Consider the following 16,339-nt stretch of genomic DNA (forward strand, 5'->3'; position numbering starts at 1 on the left):
GGCCGCCCCGCACCGAAGGTGTCGTCCCCCTCCCCCGCGAAGCGGGTAGAGAGGGGGAAGGCGCGAAGCGACTCAGGGGGTGTCTTTCAACATCCTGCGCAGCACCTTGCCCGCGCCGGTGGCGGGCAGCGCCTCGATGAAACGCACCTCGCGCGGCGCCTTGTAGCTGGCCATGTTCTCGCGCGACCACTGCACCAGGTCCTCGGCCGCGATCTGCTGGCCCGGCCGCGTGACGATGAAGGCGCGCACGACCTCGCCCTTTTGCGGGTCGGGCACACCGATCACGGCGGCCTGGGCCACGGCCGGATGCTTGATGAGGATGGCCTCCACCTCCTCGGGGAAGACGCTGTAGCCCGAGACCTTGATCATTTCCTTGAAGCGGCCGATGAAGGTCAGGTAGCCATCGGCGTCGATGCGGCCCATGTCGCCCGTGTGGACCCAGCCGTTCTTCAGGGTCCTGGCCGTGGCCTCGGGCTTGTTCCAGTAGCCCTTGAAGTTGCCGGGGCCGCGGATGGTGATCTCGCCCACTTCGCCGGCCGGCAGCGGCTCGCCGGTCTCGGGGTCGATGATGCGCACCTCGTTGCCGGGCAGCGGCTTGCCGTGCGTGCCCCAGCGGATGGCGTCGCCGGGCATGCTGGTGTCCATGGTGTGGGTCTCGCTGAGGCCATAGGCCGCCTCGCTGGAGATGCAGTTCGGGGTGAAGCGCTTCCACTGCCGCGCCAGCTCCTCGGTGTAGGCAATGCCGAAGCTGGTCACCGTGTTGCGGCGCAGCGCGGAAAAGTCCATGGCCTCCACGCCCGGCAGCTGCATCACGGCCACGTTCATGGGTGCGATGCTGTACCACCAGGTCACGCGGTAGCGCTCCAGCGCCTGGGCCACGGCCAGCGGGTCGAAGCGGTGCAGCAGCACGCAGGTGGCGCCGCTGTGCACGGGCATGTTCACGCCCATGGACATGCCGGCAATGTGATAGAGCGGCGCCACGGCCAGCAGCATGTCCCCGGCGTTCACGCCCGTGGCGCTGGAGGCGCCGGCCGTCTTGCTGGCCGCGTTGCCGTAGCTGAGCATGGCGCCCTTGGGCAGGCCCGTGGTGCCCGAGGTATAGGTCATCAGCGAGACATCGTCCATGGCGACATCGACGGGCACGGGCTTGGCGCCGCTGTGCATGACATCCCAGAACGATTCCACGCCCTCGGGCAGCGGCTGCACGGGGGCCTGCAGTTCGGGCGGCAGCGCCAGCGTGGCCGATTCAGGAAGCCAGTCGCCATAACGCACGGCCAGCACATGCCTGAGCGCCGTGCTGGCGCGCACCTTGTCCACCACGGGCAGCAGCACATCGGCCGCGACGATCACGCGGGCCTTGAGGTCATCGAGCTGGTACTGCAGCTCATGCTCCTTGTTCAGCGGCCCGCAGGGGCAGACGATGGCGCCGACCTTCTGGATGCCGTAGTGCGCCACGATGTACTGCGGGCAGTTGTTCATGAACAGCGCCACGGGCTCGCCCCGGCCCACGCCCAGCGCCTGCAGCCGCGCGGCGAAGGCGTCGCTGGCCGCATCCACCTCGGCCCAGCTGATGTGGCGGCCATACCAGATGTAGGCGTCGCGGCCGGGGTGGTTGCGCGCATTGCGGCGCAGGGCCTCATGCAGGGGAATGAGGGTCTCGGAATCCGCCATGCTTGTCTCCTGGGTGTCTGGCCATCCCGGAACCAGTCCTAAGGGATAGCCTTGATTTGTTTTGGGGTCCAGCGGCTTGCCAATATATACCCGCTGGTAGAACATTGCTACCCATCGGTATAACCATCGCAGCCACCGACGCGACACGAGATTTCCCGCATGCCCAAGCCCCCTGTCACCCCGCGCGGCCGCCAGCGCCTTCCCACGGCCGGCTCCGATGAAAAGCGCGAACGCATCCTCAAGGCAGCCGAGGCCCTGTTCGACCGCAACGGCTACGCCAACACCACGATGGAGCAGATCGTCCAGGCCCTGGGCGTGACCAAGCCCTTCGTCTACTACTACTTCCGCAACAAGCAGGAGATCTTCGAGACCCTGTGCTGGGCGCCCACCGAGGCCTGCTTCACGGTGCTGGACTTCGCGGCCGACGATGCGCGCGCCGCGCACGAGAAGGCCGTGGACGGCCTGCAGCGGCTGATCGCGGCCACCATTGCCCACTATCCGGCGGCCTTCTTTCCGTACCGCGAGCCCCAGGCCTTCAGCCCTGCGTACATGAAGGCCTCGCGCACGCTGGCGCGCCAGTTCTATCGCCAGTTCTGCGCGCTGCTCGAAGAAGGCCGCGCCAGCGGCCACCTGGACTTTCGCGAGACACGCATCACCGCCCAGGCCGCCTGCAGCCTGCCGGGCTTTCTCTACAACTGGTACCGCCCCGGCGGCCGCCTGGGCACGGCCGAGATGGTGGCCGAGCTGACCGAGCTGGCCAGCCGCGTGCTGGGCCTGCGCACGGCGCCAGCCACCGCGCCCGAAGCCATTGCCGCATCCCCCGCGAAAAAGACGCCTGCACGGCGCAGCCGGCCCCGCGCCGAGCCGCCCGGCAAGGACTGACGACCATTCCTTCGAGGAGACAAGACATGCCCGTACGCCGCTTTTCCCGGCCATCCATCGTTCTCGCCGCCGCCCTGCTGTGCAGCACGGCTGCCCACGCCCAGGGCGGCGAGACCTTTAAGATCGCCTTCATCGACCCGCTGTCCGGCCCCTTCGTCAGTACGGGCGAGCTGATGCGCGACCACGTGCAATACGCGGTCGAGGATGTGAACGCCAAGGGCGGGCTGTTCAACGGCGCGAAGCTGCAGCTGCTGCAGTTCGACAGCAAGCTCTCGGCCCAGGAAAGCCAGGCCGCGTTGCAGGCGGCCATTGACCAGGGCGCGCGCGTGGTGGTGACGGGAGGTTCGGGCTCTTCGGTGGTGGCGGCGCTGGTGCAGGCGGCCTCGCGCCACAACCAGCGCAATCCGGGCAAGGAGGTGCTGGTGCTCAACCATTCCTCCATCGACCCCGAGCTGACGGGCAAGGCCTGCAGCTTCTGGCATTTCATGTTCGATGCCAACACCGCCATGCGCATGCAGGCGATTGCCAGCTACATCAAGACCCAGCCGGGCATCCGCAAGGTCTACCTGCTCAACCAGGACTACGCCCACGGCAAGCAGTGGGCGGCCTACGGGCGCCAGATGGTGAGCGCGGCCCGGCCCGACATCCAGTTCACGGGCGAGATGCTCCACCCCATAGGCCGGGTCAAGGACTTCGCGCCCTATGTGGCCAAGATCAAGGAAACGGGTGCGGACTCGGTGATCACGGGCAACTGGGGCCAGGACCTGACCCTGCTGCTCAAGTCGGCCGCCGACTCGGGCTATGACCTGCGCTACTTCAACCACAGCGCGGGCGGCATGCCGGGCACGGTGACATCCTTCGCCCAGACCCGCATCGGCCAGCTGACCTGGGTGGCCGAATGGCACCCGGGCCAGGCCGGCCGCCCGCTGGCCGATGCCCGCGCCGAGGAATACAAGGCCCGCATGGGCAAGGACTTCCTGGCCCCGCGCATGGACCTGGTGCCGCGCATGCTGGCCGCAGCCATGGCCAAGGCACAGTCCACCGAACCCGTGAAGATCGCGCTGGCCATGGAGGATTTGCAGATGGACACCGTGGTCGGCCCCGTGCGCATGCGCGGCAAGGACCACCAGCTGCTGCTGCCCCAGGTGGTCAACACCATCGCGCCCGTGGACGGCAAGCTGGTCAAGGCCGGTTGGGAAGGCACGAACTACGGCTTTCGCACCGATGCCGTCTACACGCCCGAGCAGGTGGAATTGCCCACGGCCTGCCAGATGAAGCGGCCCGGCGGGCGCTGAGGCGGCCTTCCCCGCCAGCTAAGCCAGCTACGCCTCGCTCAGCGCGGGGCGTAGTTGCGTTGGCCAAAGATGCCGCTGCCCACGCGCACCATCGTGCTGCCTGCGGCCACGGCCGCTTCCAGGTCTCCGGTCATTCCCATGGATACCGTGTCGAAGCGCTCCAGCCCCGGCAGGCCGCTGGCGCGGATCTGTTCGAAGACGGCCGTGGCGCGCGCATGCACCTCGCGCTGGGCCTCGAAGCCCGCCACATCGTCGGGAATGCTCATCACGCCGCGCAGCGCCAGGCGCGGCAGCTGCACGATGGCAGCGGCCAGCTCCAGCGCCTGCTGCGGCGCCACGCCGGCCTTGGTCTCGCCACCATCCACGTTCAGCTGGATGCAGACCTGCAGCGGCGCCAGGCCCTCGGGGCGCTGGGCCGACAGGCGCTCGGCGATCTTCAGGCGGTCCACGGTCTGGGCCCAGTCGAAATGCTCGGCCACCAGGCGCGTCTTGTTGCTCTGGATGGGGCCTATGCAATGCCATTGCAGGGCCTCGCCGCCCGGCAGGCCCATGGCGCGCACGGCGGCGATCTTTTCCACGCCCTCCTGGATGTAGTTCTCGCCGAAGCTGCGCTCGCCGGCCAGCACGGCCTCGCGCACGGCGTCGGCACCGAAGGTCTTGGAGACGGACAGCAATTGCACCGAGCCGGACGCCCTGCCCGCCTGCGCGCAGGCCGAGGCAATCCGTTCGTGAATCTGTTGAAGCTTGTTTTCAATCGTCGTCATAATTGCCGCCAGCGTACCAAACGAGGGAGCGAACTCCGTGGACATCACCCAATTGCTGGCATTCAGCGTCAAGAACAAGGCCTCCGACCTGCACCTGTCCGCGGGGCTGCCGCCGATGATCCGTGTGCACGGCGATGTGCGCCGCATCAATGTCGATCCGCTGGACCACAAGACGGTCCACGCCATGGTCTACGACATCATGAGCGACTCCCAGCGCAAAGCCTACGAGGAGTTCCTGGAGGTGGACTTCTCGTTCGAGATCGAGGGGCTGGCGCGCTTTCGTGTCAACGCCTTCAACCAGTACCGGGGCGCGGCCGCCGTCTTCCGGACCATTCCCAGCAAGATCCTGACGCTGGAGCAGCTCAACGCGCCGCGCATCTTCGGCGACCTGGCCCTGAAGCCGCGCGGCCTGGTGCTGGTGACCGGCCCCACGGGCTCGGGCAAGTCCACCACGCTGGCCGGCATGGTCAACCACCTCAACGAGACCGAGTACGGGCACATCCTGACGGTGGAGGACCCCATCGAATTCGTGCACGACTCCAAGAAGTGCCTGATCAACCAGCGCGAAGTCGGGCCGATGACGCAGTCGTTCTCGGCCGCCCTGCGCTCGGCGCTGCGCGAGGACCCGGACGCCATCCTGGTGGGCGAAATGCGTGACCTGGAAACCATCCGCCTGGCCATGACCGCGGCCGAGACGGGCCACCTGGTCTTCGGCACCCTGCACACCTCCAGCGCCGCCAAGACCATCGACCGCATCATCGACGTCTTCCCCGCCGAGGAAAAGGAGATGGTGCGCGCCATGCTCTCCGAATCGCTGCAGGCCGTGATCTCGCAGACGCTGTGCAAGACCAAGGACGGCCAGGGCCGCATCGCGGCCCACGAAATCATGCTGGGCACCAGCGCCATCCGCAACCTGATCCGCGAGGCCAAGGTGGCCCAGATGTACTCCACCATCCAGACGAGTCAGAATGTGGGCATGCAGACGCTGGACCAGAACCTGACCGATCTGGTGCGGCGCAACCTGATCAGCCCTGCGGAAGCCCGCGCCAAGGCCAAGATACCGGACAACTTCCCGGGCTGACCGCCACCCGCCCAGCCTCTCGCCACGCGCCATGAAAAGCATTTTCCGCAAGCTGCGAAGCGGCCAGGAGCCTTCGGCCCCGGCCTCCGAGTCGGCCTTCTTCACGACCACGCTGGCGGCGCATGGCTTCATGGATCCGCACACTCCTCCCGTTCCCTGGGAGGCGCGCGCCATCGAGGTCGGGGCCACGCGGCTGCCGCGCGGCGGCGGGGGCCAGCTGGAGCAGCTGTGGTCGCGCGACCGCTACCTGGGCCAGCTGGATGCGGCCAGCCTGCAGCGGCTCAGTGAATACTTCATCTACGCGGCCGTGGCACCGCAACGCGACGTGATCCGCCAGGAAGAGAACGGCAGCTTCATGGCCGTGGTGCTGTCCGGCCAGATCGCCGTGGAGCGCCAGCAGCCCTGGGGCGAGCGCATGCGCCTGGCGCAGACGCGGCCCGGCGACATCCTGGGCGAGATGTCCCTGCTGGACGGCGGGCCGCGCTTTTCCAGCTGCACCACGCTGACCGACTGCGAGATCGGCGTGCTCAGCGCCGAGGCGCTGGACGAGATGATGGCCAAGGACGCCGCGCTGGCCGCCAAGCTGATGGCGCTGCTGGCGCGCAAGCTCTCGTTCCGGCTGCGCGCCATCAGCGTGCGCCTGGGCGAAGAGCAGCACACATAGACAGTGAGTGAGTGAGTTGAATATGAGGACGCCTGGCCCCTGCGGGCCGGACCGGCCTACCTGCAAATAACAAAACAACCTGCGCGCCACAACGGCGCGCAATGCCCGGGGGAATACGGCAATGGAAAGAGATCAGGCCACCAAGTTCATCAACGACCTGCTCAAGCTCATGGTCAGCCGCAACGGCAGCGACTTGTTCATCACGGCGGAATTCCCGCCGGCGATCAAGATCGACGGACGCATCACCAAGGTGTCGCCGCAGCCGCTGTCGCCCGTGCACACGCTGACGCTGGCGCGCTCGGTCATGAGCGACAAGCAGATCGCCGATTTCGAGCGCACCAAGGAGTGCAACTTCGCCATCTCGCCGCCGGGCATAGGGCGCTTTCGCGTCAACGCCTTCATCCAGCAGGGCCGCGTGGGCATGGTGATGCGGACGATTCCGCTGGCCCTGCCCACCATCGACAGCCTGGGCGTGCCCCAGGTGCTCAAGGAGGTGGCCATGACCAAGCGCGGCCTGTGCATCCTGGTCGGCGCCACGGGCTCGGGCAAGTCCACCACGCTGGCCGCCATGGTGGACTGGCGCAACGAAAGCTCCTACGGCCACATCGTGACCATCGAGGACCCCATCGAATTCGTGCACCCGCACAAGAACTGCGTGGTCACGCAGCGCGAAGTGGGCCTGGACACGGACAGCTGGGACGCGGCGCTCAAGAACTCCCTGCGCCAGGCGCCAGACGTGATCCTGATGGGCGAAATCCGTGACCGCGAGACCATGGAGCACGCCATCGCCTTCTCGGAAACCGGCCACCTGTGTCTGGCCACGCTGCACGCCAACAGCGCCAACCAGGCGCTGGACCGCATCGTCAACTTCTTCCCCGAGGACCGCCGCCCGCAGCTGCTGATGGACCTGTCGCTGAACCTGCGCGCCATGGTCTCCCAGCGCCTGCTGCCCAAGCAGGACAGCAAGGGCCGTGTGGCCGCCATCGAGGTGATGCTCAACTCGCCGCTGATCTCCGACCTGATCTTCAAGGGCGAGGTCACCGAGATCAAGGAGATCATGAAGAAAAGCCGCAACCTGGGCATGCAGACCTTCGACCAGGCGCTGTTCGACCTGTTCGAGTCCAACCTGGTCACCTACGAGGATGCACTGCGCAATGCCGACTCGGTCAACGACCTGCGGCTGCAGATCAAGCTGGGCAGCCAGCGCGCCAAGTCGCTGGACCTGGCGGCGGGCACCGAGCATTTCGCCATCGTCTGAGGGGCGTGCCATGCACGCCCTGACCGCGCCTTCAGTGCGCTGAGCCGGCATGCCGGCTCCTTCCAGGGCCGCGCCGGACGCGGCCCTGCGCCACCCGCCTCCCACCACCTCTCAGGATTGCTTCCATGTCCGACTCCTCCATCGCCGCCCGCAGCTATGCGGACACCGCCCCTCTTTCCGTGGCCTTCCTCGGGCTGGGCGTCATGGGCTACCCCATGGCCGGCCACCTGGCCACGGCGGGCCACCGCGTCACGGTCTACAACCGCACGCCGGCCAAGGCCCGCGCCTGGTGCGAGGAGTTCAACGGCGGCCATGCGGCCACGCCGCGCGAGGCCGTGGCCGGCGCCGACATCGTGTTCAGCTGCGTGGGCAATGACGATGACCTGCGCTCGGTCGTGCTGGGCCCGGACGGCGCCTTCGCGGGCATGCGCCGCGGCGCCATCTTCGCCGACCACACGACGGCATCGGCCGAAGTCGCGCGCGAGCTGCATGCGGCCGGGCTGGAGCTGGGCCTGCAGTTCATCGACGCACCCGTCTCGGGCGGCCAGGCCGGCGCCCAGAACGGCCAGCTCACCGTGATGTGCGGCGGCGACCAGGCCGCCTTCGCCACCATGCAGCCCGTGGCCATGGCCTTCTCGCGCGCCTGCACGCTGATGGGCGACAGCGGTGCCGGCCAGCTCACCAAGATGGTCAACCAGATCTGCATCGCGGGCCTGGTCCAGGGCCTGTCCGAGGCCATCGCCTTCGGCCAGCGCGCGGGACTGGACATTCCCAGCGTGCTCGATGTCATCGGCAAGGGCGCCGCCCAGAGCTGGCAGATGGACAACCGTGGCCGCACCATGGCCGAAGGCAAGTTCGACTTCGGCTTTGCCGTGGACTGGATGCGCAAGGACCTGGGCCTGGTGCTGGCCGAAGCCCAGCGCAATGGCGCCCGTTTGCCCGTCACGGCCCTGGTGGACCAGTTCTATGCCGATGTGCAGCAGATGGGCGGCAGGCGCTGGGATACCTCCAGCCTCATCAAGAGGCTCACCCCCTGAGCGGCTTACGCCGCTTCCCCCTCTCTACTTGCTTCGCAAGGGAGGGGGACGACACCATCGCTGCGGGGCGGCCCTTGCTTGGTGTCCCTGGCTTTAGGCCCTGCCAGATTCAAGTGCTATGCCCTGAGGAACGAGATCTTCCTATGTCCAAAACAAAAAGCCGGAACATGTTCCGGCTTTTGCTTTCAGGCGGCGGTGATCACTTCACCGGGGTGGCGGTGGCGCCTGCGGGGGTGGACAGGCTGCTTTCCGAGAGGCTTGTGGGAGCGCTGGCTGCGGCGGCCTTGCCGAAGTCGTCGGTGACCACGGGGGCGGACTGGGGCTGCATGCGGGCCAGTTCGTCCTCGGAGATGACTTCCACCACGCGCACGACCTTGGTCACGTCGTTGATGCCGCGTGCAATCTCGGCACCGCGCTTGGCTTCGCGCGGGGTGACGATGCCCATCAGGAAGACGACCTTGTTCTCGGTCACGACCTTGAAGGCCGAGGCCTGGATGTCCTTGGCGTCCAGCAGGCTGGCCTTGACCTGGGTGGTGATCAGCGTGTCCTTGGAGCGCTGGCTCAGCGTGGAGGTGAAGGGAGCCACCACCACTTCGTTGAAGACATTGCGCACCGTGGGCTGCTCGCGCACGAGCTTCTCGATGGTCTGGCGGTCGGCCTCATTGCCGGCCTCGCCGGTCAGCAGCACCTGGCGGTTGTAGCTGGTGACGTTGACATGGGCCTTGTCGCCCAGCACTTCGGCGATGCGGTTGTTGGCGCGCAGCTCGATGCCCTGGTCTTCCACCTGGGTGCCGGTGGTGCGGCGGTCCGCCACCGACATGCCGGCCATCACGGCGCTGCCGCCCACCAGGGCGACGCAGCCCGACAGGGCGGCGCCCAGGGACGCGACGGCGAGCACACCGCAGGCGGCGCGGGACCAACGGAACTTCATAGAGGCATCTCCTGTTCACCAAGTAACTGGGCATCCACGCCGTCGCACAGGCAGTGCAGCACCAGCGTATGGGTTTCGCGCACGCGCGCCGCACGGTCGTGCGGCACGCAGATCAGAACATCGGTCTCGCGCACGCGGCCGGCCAGGGAGCCGCCCGTGCGGCCGGTCAGCACCACGGCCATCATGTCGCGCTCATGGGCGGCATCCAGGGCCTCCAGCACGGCCACGTCGTTGCCCGTGGCGGACAGCACCAGCAGCAGGTCGCCGGGCTGGCCCAGGGCGCGTATCTGGCGCGCCAGGTACTGGGTGGCGTTGCCGCCCGAGCCCGTGGCGCCCACGGTGCCCAGCAGGCCGCCGTCGGAGACCAGGGCCACGGCAGCCAGCTCGGGCCGGTCGCGTTCGAAGCCGGCCACGCACAGGGCGGCGAAGAGTTGGGCATCGCTGGCAGAGGCGCCCGCGCCGCAGGCCAGAACCTTGCCGCCACTGGTCACGCAGGCCAGCATGGCCTGCACTGCCGCCGCAATGGGCTGGCTCAGCGCCTGGGCGGCCTGGTATTTCAGGTCGGCGCTGTCGATGAAATGCTGTTGGATACGTTGCTCAAGCATGGAGGCCCGATGATAACTGCCGCCCTTGAAGTCTTTCGTAGCCAGGCGTTATTTGTGCTGCAGCGGTAACGGATCAGGCGCCTTCGGCGTCAAAGGCGGCCTGCAGCCACTGCACGGCGGACCCGGCGCCGGGCTCGACCAGCACCACGTCGAAGCGGCATGGCGGCGGCGCGGACCAGCGCATCAGGTAGTGGCGCGCCGCAAATACGATGCGCCGCTGCTTGGTGGCACCGATGCTGGCGCCGGCACCGCCGAAGGCGCGCGTGCCGCGGCTGCGCACCTCGACGAAGACCACGGTGCCGTCGCGCGCCTGCACGATGAGGTCGATCTCGCCGCCGCCGCGGCCCGGCGTCCGATAATTGCGCTCGACCAGACGCAGGCCGGCCGCCTGCAGATGGGCCAGCGCCGCATCCTCGGCCTGCTGGCCCCGATGCCGGGTCGTGAGGGCAGACGGCCCCGCGCCTGCCGGCTTTTTCGCAAGGAAACCCATTGACTACCTCTTTCGCCACCGCGCTGGGCGCAGCCAAGGATGCTGCGGCATCCCAGCATTATCCGCAGGGCGCCCTCTACGTGGTGGCCACACCCATCGGCAACCTGGCCGACATCAGCCTGCGCGCCCTGCATGTACTGCAGCTGGTGGACTGCGTGGCCTGCGAGGACACGCGCCACACGCAGGGCCTGCTGCGCTCCTATGGACTGGACCGGCCCGGCAGCCAGCTGCTGGCCGTGCACCAGCACAACGAGGCCGAGGCGGCCCAGCAGATCGTGGCGCGGCTGCAGCAGGGCCAGCGCATCGCCTATGTCAGCGATGCGGGCACGCCCGGCGTCAGCGACCCCGGCGCACGCCTGTGCGCAGCCGTGCAGGCCGCGGGCCTGCGCTGCATTCCGCTGCCCGGCGCCAGCAGCATCACGGCCGCCATCAGCGTGGCCGGCGCGGTCACGCCTTCGCAGGGCGAGGGAGGTTTCGTCTTCGCAGGCTTTCTGCCCACCAAGTCGGCCGAGCGCCTGGCCGCCGTGCAGCAACTGGCCCTGCAGCCGCGCTGCACCGTGCTGCTGGAGGCGCCCCACCGCATTGCCGACCTGGCCGCCGCCCTGGCCACGCTGGGCGAGCGCCCGGTGACGCTGGCACGCGAGATCACCAAGCAGTTCGAGGACATTGCCACCATGCCCGCCAGCGCGCTGCCGGCCTGGCTGCAGGCCGTGCCCCAGCGCAGCAAGGGCGAATTCGCCGTGGTGCTGCACCCGGTGGCCCTGGGTGGCGATGAGGCCGACGGCGAAGCGCTGCGCGTGCTGCGCCTGCTGCTGGCCGAGCTGCCCACCAAGACCGCCGTGCGCCTGGCCGCCGAGATCACGGGCGCACCGCGCAACCGCCTCTATGACGCCGCGCTGGCTATCAAGCAGGCCGCCGAGGAGGACGGCGACGCGGATTGATCAGGCATACGCGAGGCCGGTGGCCACGCCACCGAACAGGTCGCCTTCGACCTGCGGCACGCCGGGGAAGGCCTCGCGCAGCGCATCGCGCAGCGTGCGCAGGGCCGATGAGCCGCCCGTGAGGTAGATGGCGTCCAGCGCCTGGGGCGCCACGCCGGCCAGGCGCAGGCAGTCCTGGGCGCAGGCCACGACCTGTTGCAGCGGGCCTTGCAGCTGCTCGTGCAGCACCTCGGGCGAGATGGCGGCGGACAGGCCCGATTCCAGCCAGCCCAGCTCGATGGCCGCTTCGGCATGGCGCGTGGAGGCCTCGATCTTGGCCTGCTCCACCACGGCGGCCAAGCGGTGGCCTTCGCGCAGTTCCAGCACTTCCATCAGGCGCTTGTGCAGGCGCTGGTCGCTGTAGTCGGTGCGCAGGTTGCGCGCCTCGGCCAGGGCCTTGGGCGAGTACAGCCACTGGATCAGGTGCCAGGTCGAGAGGTCGAAGAACACGCGGCTGGGCACTTCGCGGCCGCTGGGGCCGATGTGCCGGTAGCCCAGCAGCGGCATGAGCTGGGCCAGGTTGAGCCGGTGGTCGAAGTCCGTGCCGCCGATGTGCACGCCGCTGGTGGCCAGGATGTCGTCGCGGCGATCGCTGCGGCCGGCCTGCTCGGGGCCCAGGCGCACGACGGTGAAGTCGGAGGTACCGCCGCCGATGTCCACCACCAGCACCACGGATTCCTGCGTGAGGCGCTGCTCGTAATCCAGCGCGGCGGCAATGGGCTCCATCTGGAAATCCACTTCGCCCAGGCCTGCGGCGCGCGCGGCATCGGCCAGGGCCTGCTGCGCCTGGCGGTCGCGCTCGGGATGGTCGTCCACGAAATGCACGGGCCGGCCCAGCACCACGCGCTCGGGCAGGCGGCCGTCCAGCGAGGCACGCGCCCGGTCGGCCACGCGGCGCAGGAAGAGGCCGATGATGTCCTGGTAGCTCACGAACTGGTCGTGCACCGCCGTCTTTTCCTGCAGCAGCGCACTGCCCAGCAGGCTTTTGAGGGAGCGCATGAGCCGGCCCGGCTCGCCGTCCAGGTACTGGGCCATGGCATCGCGCCCGAAATGGGTGCTGTGCTCGTCCGTATGGAAGAACAGCGCCGTGGGCATGCCGCAGGCATCGCCCTCCAGCGGCAGCAGGCGTGCGGTCTGGCCGGGGGTGCGCCAGGCCATGGCGGAGTTGGAGGTACCGAAATCTATGCCCAGCGTGGCAGGAGTGGAAGCAGTCGTCATGGCAAGCAGCGCCGCGCCACGGCGCCCCTCAAGGAAGGCCGCGGCTGCAACGAAAACGCCCACCGGGGTGGGCATGGGTGTCAGCGGGGCGCCATTCTAGCGCCCACGCATTTCGCCTAGGCGGCGGCGGTTTCCCTGGCCGGGGAAACCTGGGCCAGCACGATGCGCGCGCCATGCGTGGCGGTCTCGTCCAGCGCCAGCGCAGACGCGGGCTGGCGTACCTGCAGCTCGATGGCATAAGGGCCTTCACCGCGCGTGGCCAGACGGTGGCCCAGGGTGCCCGTGGCAACGCCCTGGGCAGGCGCAGCCAGCACCAGCGCGGTGGCGCCCAGCGCAGTGGCGCCCAGCCTCAGCGATGCGCGGTAGGCGCTGCCGTCGTCCGACAGCCGGGCCTCGCCAATGTCGGCGCCCTCGCCCAGCAGCGCGCGCCAGCGTGCCAGGCTGGCGCGCAGGTCATGCACGGCCACGTACAGCCGGGCCACGCCGGTGGCGCCGTTGGGGTGCACGCGTGCATCGCCCTCGGGCACGCGCAGGGCGCGCGGCGTGAGGTCGCCGCAGAGAAAGGGCAGGTCCTGGCTGCGGGCGCGTGCATTGCGCCAGCGCAGCTGCGCGCCGTCGGGGCGCAGGCGGCCGCCTTCGTAGGGCGCCTCGTAGTCCAGGCCGCGCGCCTGGGCGGCGGCAACCACGGCGCCAGTCTCGGTGGGCAGCAGCGCGAAATCGACAATGCCCTCGCCATGGCGCTGCAGCTGCTGCCACCAGCGCTCCTCGGGCGCGGGTGCGCGCCAGGCGATGAGTTCGAAATAGGCGCCGTCGGCAAACACCACCAGGGCGTTGTGCGTGGAGCGGCCCGGGTGCTCGCCGCCGCGCAGCACGTTGAAGCCCAGCGCGGTGTAGTCGGCAATGGCGCGTTCCAGGTCCTGGACCGCGATGACGATGTGGTCGAGTGGCAGGGTCATGACAGGGGTGCTTTCCGCACGGTGTTCAGGCTGCCAGGCGCGCGGCGGCGCTGGAGTCGGTATGGCGCACTTCGGCGCGGATGTTCTGCGGATTGCGCAGCAGGTTGAGGATGGGGCAGGTGCGCTCCACGGCCTCGAACAGCGCATCGATCTCGGCGCGGCTGGCGGGCGAGTCGATGTGCACGGTGTAGCCGATCTCGTGCGGCCAGATGGGCGTGGCCTCGTGGCCGGGCTTGCCGCCGCGCGGATCGATGATGCCCGTGACCTCGACCTCCAGGCTCTCCACGGGCACCTGGCGCTCGGCCGCCTGGATCAGAAAGATGTGGGTGACGCAGGTGCCCAGCACGCCCAGCTGCAGCTCGGGCGAGCTGGGGCCGAGGTTGTAGCCCGCGAAGTCGGGCGGGCTGTCGCTGATGACCTGGTGCTCGCGGATGCGCAGGCGGCGCACGCCGCTGCGGCCCTCGGCGCGCACATGGGCCTTGAGGTGGGCGGGCTGGGCCGTGCCGGCCGCGACGGCGGCGCTGCGGGCGAGCACGGCGGCGCGCTTTTCGGCGAGGTATTCGTTGAGATGGCTCATGGACGGGCTTTCGGTGAAGGAAGTACCAGCCCATTGTTGGGACCGCCGCATGCGCGGCAAACAAACGAATCCGTCTGCGCTTATGCACTGGGCAGATATGCGGGGGCCCCATCCCTTAGTCGTTTTCCAAATATCGATGCAACTCGATATATGAGCGCAAATATTTGGCATCGATAGCATGAAAAACATGGAGCCGGTCCTGTGGCCGGCAGTCTTGTTTTTCAGCGCCCCAGCGGCGGCGAGGTACGAACGTGTTTTCCCAATCGAAGGCGGGTCAGGTGGCATGGAAGGCCGCGATAGCGGTATTGGCGGGCAGCAGCCTGCTGCTGGCGGCGTGCTCCAGGCAGGCCGATACGGCCCAGGCGGGCGCGGCTGCTGGCCCCGTGGAAGGCGGCACCCTGGTCTACCTGGAGCAGCAGGCCCATACCAACCTCTATCCGCCGGCCGGGGGCTTCTATCCCAACGGCGGCGTGCTCAACCAGATCACCGACAAGCTGACCTACCAGGACCCGAAGACGCTGGAGATCCAGCCCTGGATCGCCGAGTCCTGGACCGTGAATGCCGACGCCACCGAGTACAGTTTCAAGCTGCGGCCCGGCGTCACCTTCTCCGACGGCACGCCGCTGGACGCGGCGGCCGTGGCGCGCAACTTCGACACCTATGGCCTGGGCAACAAGGCGCTCAAGCAGCCGGTGTCCGAGGTGATCAACAACTACGAGCGCAGCGAGGTGATCGACCCGCTGACGGTGAAGTTCTTCTTCAGAAAGCCTTCGCCGGGCTTTCTGCAGGGCACTTCGGTGATCGGCTCGGGCCTGGTCTCGCCGGCCACGCTGGACCGCCCCTTCGAGGAGCTGGGCGACGCCACGCGCATCATCGGCTCCGGCCCCTTCGTGGTGGCCAGCGAGACGCTGGGCAAGGAGCTGGTGCTCAAGGTGCGCAAGGACTATGCCTGGGGCCCCGCCAAGCTGGCCCACCAGGGCCGCGCGCGGCTGGACGAGGTGAAGTTCATCGTCACGCCCGAGGACAGCGTGCGCATCGGCGCGCTGCTGGCCGGGCAGGCCGGGCTGATCCGCCAGATCCAGGCCTATGACGAAAAGCGCGTCGAGGACCAGAAGTTCAGCATCTACGCCCCGCCCACGCGCGGCGTGAACAACAGCGTGGCCATCCGCCCGGACAACGCCCTGGTGGCCGATCTCAAGGTGCGCCAGGCGCTGCTGCACGGCACCAATGCCAAGGAGATCGTGGAGACGCTGTTCTCGCCGCGCTATCCGCAGGCGCGCTCGGTGATTGCCTCCACGGCGGCCGGCTTCGTGGACCTGTCGGCCAAGCTGGCCTATGACGAGGCCAAGGCGAAACAGCTGCTGGACGAGGCCGGCTGGACGCTGGGCGCCAACGGCCTGCGCCAGAAGGACGGCCGCGATTTCGTGCTGTCCACCTACGAGTCCCTGCCCCAGCCGCAGAACAAGGAGACGCTGCAGCTCGTGGCCCAGCAGTGGGCGCGCATCGGGGTCAAGCTCAACGTGCTGTCGGGCGACGCGGGCAGCCGCGCGGTGGACACGCTGGACCCCGACAAGACCGGCGTGCTGCCCGGCATGGTGGGCCGCGCCGATCCCGACGTGATCAAGAGCAACTACTACCCGACCAACCGCAACGTGCTGCTGCAAAAGGGCGGCGTGAGCCAGAAGGTCAAGTCCTTTGAGGACACCAAGCTCAACGGCCTGTTCGACGCCATCGCGGCCGAGACCGATGCCGCCAAGCGCCTGGCGCTGGCCGGCGAGGTGCAGAACTACCTGATCGACCAGGCCTATGTGATCCCCATCTTCGAGGAACCCCAGGCCTTTGCGGGCGCAGGCTGGGTGCGCGACGTGGGCTTCGAGGCCGTGGGCCGGCCCAGCTTCTACAGCACCTGGCTGGCCAGGCGCTGACCGGA

Annotated in this window: 16 protein-coding genes; 8 read left to right on the forward strand and 8 right to left on the reverse strand. The window is 68.5% G+C overall.

Annotation, left to right across the window (positions count from 1 at the left end; translation table 11 throughout):
- Positions 1 to 72: 72 nt before the first annotated feature.
- On the reverse strand, positions 73 to 1,671 hold the full coding sequence (locus DELCS14_RS26940; RefSeq protein ID WP_013804426.1) for an AMP-binding protein: 1,599 nt from the start codon (positions 1,669 to 1,671) through the stop codon (positions 73 to 75).
- Between the two features lie 159 nt (positions 1,672 to 1,830).
- Here DELCS14_RS26940 and DELCS14_RS26945 point away from each other — a divergent pair, with 159 nt between their 5' ends.
- Both DELCS14_RS26945 and DELCS14_RS26950 read left to right on the forward strand, forming a co-directional pair.
- Positions 1,831 to 2,553, forward strand: a complete 723-nt coding sequence (locus tag DELCS14_RS26945) for a TetR/AcrR family transcriptional regulator (protein ID WP_013804427.1) — start codon at positions 1,831 to 1,833, stop codon at positions 2,551 to 2,553.
- Between the two features lie 26 nt (positions 2,554 to 2,579).
- Positions 2,580 to 3,848, forward strand: coding sequence for a branched-chain amino acid ABC transporter substrate-binding protein (locus DELCS14_RS26950; RefSeq protein WP_013804428.1), 1,269 nt, complete (start codon positions 2,580 to 2,582; stop codon positions 3,846 to 3,848).
- Between the two features lie 38 nt (positions 3,849 to 3,886).
- Here the strand turns inward: DELCS14_RS26950 and DELCS14_RS26955 are convergent, their stop codons facing one another.
- Positions 3,887 to 4,612 carry a YggS family pyridoxal phosphate-dependent enzyme gene (locus DELCS14_RS26955; protein WP_013804429.1) on the reverse strand — a complete coding sequence of 242 codons (726 nt, stop codon included), beginning with the start codon at positions 4,610 to 4,612 and terminating at the stop codon, positions 3,887 to 3,889.
- Between the two features lie 37 nt (positions 4,613 to 4,649).
- Between DELCS14_RS26955 and DELCS14_RS26960 the strand changes: the two genes are divergently transcribed.
- From DELCS14_RS26960 to DELCS14_RS26975, 4 genes are all read left to right on the forward strand, one after another.
- Positions 4,650 to 5,693: a type IV pilus twitching motility protein PilT gene (locus DELCS14_RS26960; RefSeq protein WP_012202999.1), complete on the forward strand. Its 1,044-nt coding sequence runs from the start codon at positions 4,650 to 4,652 to the stop codon at positions 5,691 to 5,693.
- A gap of 31 nt (positions 5,694 to 5,724) precedes the next feature.
- Positions 5,725 to 6,357 (forward strand): cyclic nucleotide-binding domain-containing protein, encoded by a 633-nt coding sequence (locus DELCS14_RS26965; RefSeq protein WP_012202998.1) that lies wholly within the window; start codon positions 5,725 to 5,727, stop codon positions 6,355 to 6,357.
- 121 nt (positions 6,358 to 6,478) lie between these two features.
- Complete coding sequence (locus DELCS14_RS26970; RefSeq protein WP_012202997.1) at positions 6,479 to 7,615, forward strand: PilT/PilU family type 4a pilus ATPase; 1,137 nt, start codon at positions 6,479 to 6,481, stop codon at positions 7,613 to 7,615.
- A gap of 125 nt (positions 7,616 to 7,740) precedes the next feature.
- Positions 7,741 to 8,652: an NAD(P)-dependent oxidoreductase gene (locus DELCS14_RS26975; protein ID WP_013804430.1), complete on the forward strand. Its 912-nt coding sequence runs from the start codon at positions 7,741 to 7,743 to the stop codon at positions 8,650 to 8,652.
- A gap of 199 nt (positions 8,653 to 8,851) precedes the next feature.
- On the opposite strand, the gene DELCS14_RS26980 is transcribed toward DELCS14_RS26975, so the two are convergent.
- The 3 genes from DELCS14_RS26980 to DELCS14_RS26990 form a co-directional block, all read right to left on the reverse strand.
- The gene (locus tag DELCS14_RS26980) at positions 8,852 to 9,583 is read right to left on the reverse strand and encodes a BON domain-containing protein (protein ID WP_013804431.1); all 732 of its coding nucleotides are present in this window, start codon (positions 9,581 to 9,583) and stop codon (positions 8,852 to 8,854) included.
- Complete coding sequence (locus tag DELCS14_RS26985; RefSeq protein WP_012202994.1) at positions 9,580 to 10,188, reverse strand: SIS domain-containing protein; 609 nt, start codon at positions 10,186 to 10,188, stop codon at positions 9,580 to 9,582. The genes DELCS14_RS26980 and DELCS14_RS26985 overlap by 4 nt, the downstream gene beginning before the upstream one ends.
- Positions 10,189 to 10,261: 73 nt before the next feature.
- On the reverse strand, positions 10,262 to 10,678 hold the full coding sequence (locus DELCS14_RS26990; protein WP_013804432.1) for a YraN family protein: 417 nt from the start codon (positions 10,676 to 10,678) through the stop codon (positions 10,262 to 10,264).
- Here DELCS14_RS26990 and rsmI point away from each other — a divergent pair.
- Positions 10,678 to 11,619, forward strand: a complete 942-nt coding sequence (rsmI, locus tag DELCS14_RS26995; protein WP_013804433.1) for a 16S rRNA (cytidine(1402)-2'-O)-methyltransferase — start codon at positions 10,678 to 10,680, stop codon at positions 11,617 to 11,619. The genes DELCS14_RS26990 and rsmI overlap by 1 nt on opposite strands.
- On the opposite strand, the gene DELCS14_RS27000 is transcribed toward rsmI, so the two are convergent.
- From DELCS14_RS27000 to DELCS14_RS27010, 3 genes are all read right to left on the reverse strand, one after another.
- Entirely contained in the window at positions 11,620 to 12,876 is a 1,257-nt protein-coding gene (locus DELCS14_RS27000) for an Hsp70 family protein (RefSeq protein ID WP_043796941.1), read from the reverse strand.
- A gap of 116 nt (positions 12,877 to 12,992) precedes the next feature.
- Entirely contained in the window at positions 12,993 to 13,832 is an 840-nt protein-coding gene (locus tag DELCS14_RS27005) for a VOC family protein (RefSeq protein WP_013804435.1), read from the reverse strand.
- Positions 13,833 to 13,857: 25 nt separating this feature from the next.
- Positions 13,858 to 14,409: an OsmC family protein gene (locus tag DELCS14_RS27010; RefSeq protein WP_013804436.1), complete on the reverse strand. Its 552-nt coding sequence runs from the start codon at positions 14,407 to 14,409 to the stop codon at positions 13,858 to 13,860.
- A 251-nt stretch (positions 14,410 to 14,660) separates the two neighbouring features.
- Here DELCS14_RS27010 and DELCS14_RS27015 point away from each other — a divergent pair, with 251 nt between their 5' ends.
- Positions 14,661 to 16,334 carry a TIGR04028 family ABC transporter substrate-binding protein gene (locus DELCS14_RS27015; RefSeq protein ID WP_013804437.1) on the forward strand — a complete coding sequence of 558 codons (1,674 nt, stop codon included), beginning with the start codon at positions 14,661 to 14,663 and terminating at the stop codon, positions 16,332 to 16,334.
- Positions 16,335 to 16,339: the final 5 nt, after the last annotated feature.

Source organism: Delftia sp. Cs1-4 (assembly GCF_000214395.1).
In the GTDB taxonomy this organism is placed as follows: Bacteria; Pseudomonadota; Gammaproteobacteria; order Burkholderiales; family Burkholderiaceae_C; genus Comamonas; species Comamonas acidovorans.

Bases quoted from the DNA above. Each gene is read 5' to 3' on its own strand.
- DELCS14_RS26950 (WP_013804428.1), top strand. From the start codon at position 2,580: ATGCCCGTACGCCGCTTTTCCCGGCCATCCATCGTTCTCGCCGCCGCC.
- DELCS14_RS26955 (WP_013804429.1), bottom strand. From the start codon at position 4,612: ATGACGACGATTGAAAACAAGCTTCAACAGATTCACGAACGGATTGCC.
- DELCS14_RS27005 (WP_013804435.1), bottom strand. From the start codon at position 13,832: ATGACCCTGCCACTCGACCACATCGTCATCGCGGTCCAGGACCTGGAA.
- DELCS14_RS26965 (WP_012202998.1), top strand. From the start codon at position 5,725: ATGAAAAGCATTTTCCGCAAGCTGCGAAGCGGCCAGGAGCCTTCGGCC.
- DELCS14_RS26975 (WP_013804430.1), top strand. From the start codon at position 7,741: ATGTCCGACTCCTCCATCGCCGCCCGCAGCTATGCGGACACCGCCCCT.
- DELCS14_RS26940 (WP_013804426.1), bottom strand. From the start codon at position 1,671: ATGGCGGATTCCGAGACCCTCATTCCCCTGCATGAGGCCCTGCGCCGC.
- DELCS14_RS26945 (WP_013804427.1), top strand. From the start codon at position 1,831: ATGCCCAAGCCCCCTGTCACCCCGCGCGGCCGCCAGCGCCTTCCCACG.
- DELCS14_RS26990 (WP_013804432.1), bottom strand. From the start codon at position 10,678: ATGGGTTTCCTTGCGAAAAAGCCGGCAGGCGCGGGGCCGTCTGCCCTC.
- DELCS14_RS27010 (WP_013804436.1), bottom strand. From the start codon at position 14,409: ATGAGCCATCTCAACGAATACCTCGCCGAAAAGCGCGCCGCCGTGCTC.
- DELCS14_RS26970 (WP_012202997.1), top strand. From the start codon at position 6,479: ATGGAAAGAGATCAGGCCACCAAGTTCATCAACGACCTGCTCAAGCTC.
- DELCS14_RS26985 (WP_012202994.1), bottom strand. From the start codon at position 10,188: ATGCTTGAGCAACGTATCCAACAGCATTTCATCGACAGCGCCGACCTG.
- DELCS14_RS27000 (WP_043796941.1), bottom strand. From the start codon at position 12,876: ATGACGACTGCTTCCACTCCTGCCACGCTGGGCATAGATTTCGGTACC.
- DELCS14_RS26980 (WP_013804431.1), bottom strand. From the start codon at position 9,583: ATGAAGTTCCGTTGGTCCCGCGCCGCCTGCGGTGTGCTCGCCGTCGCG.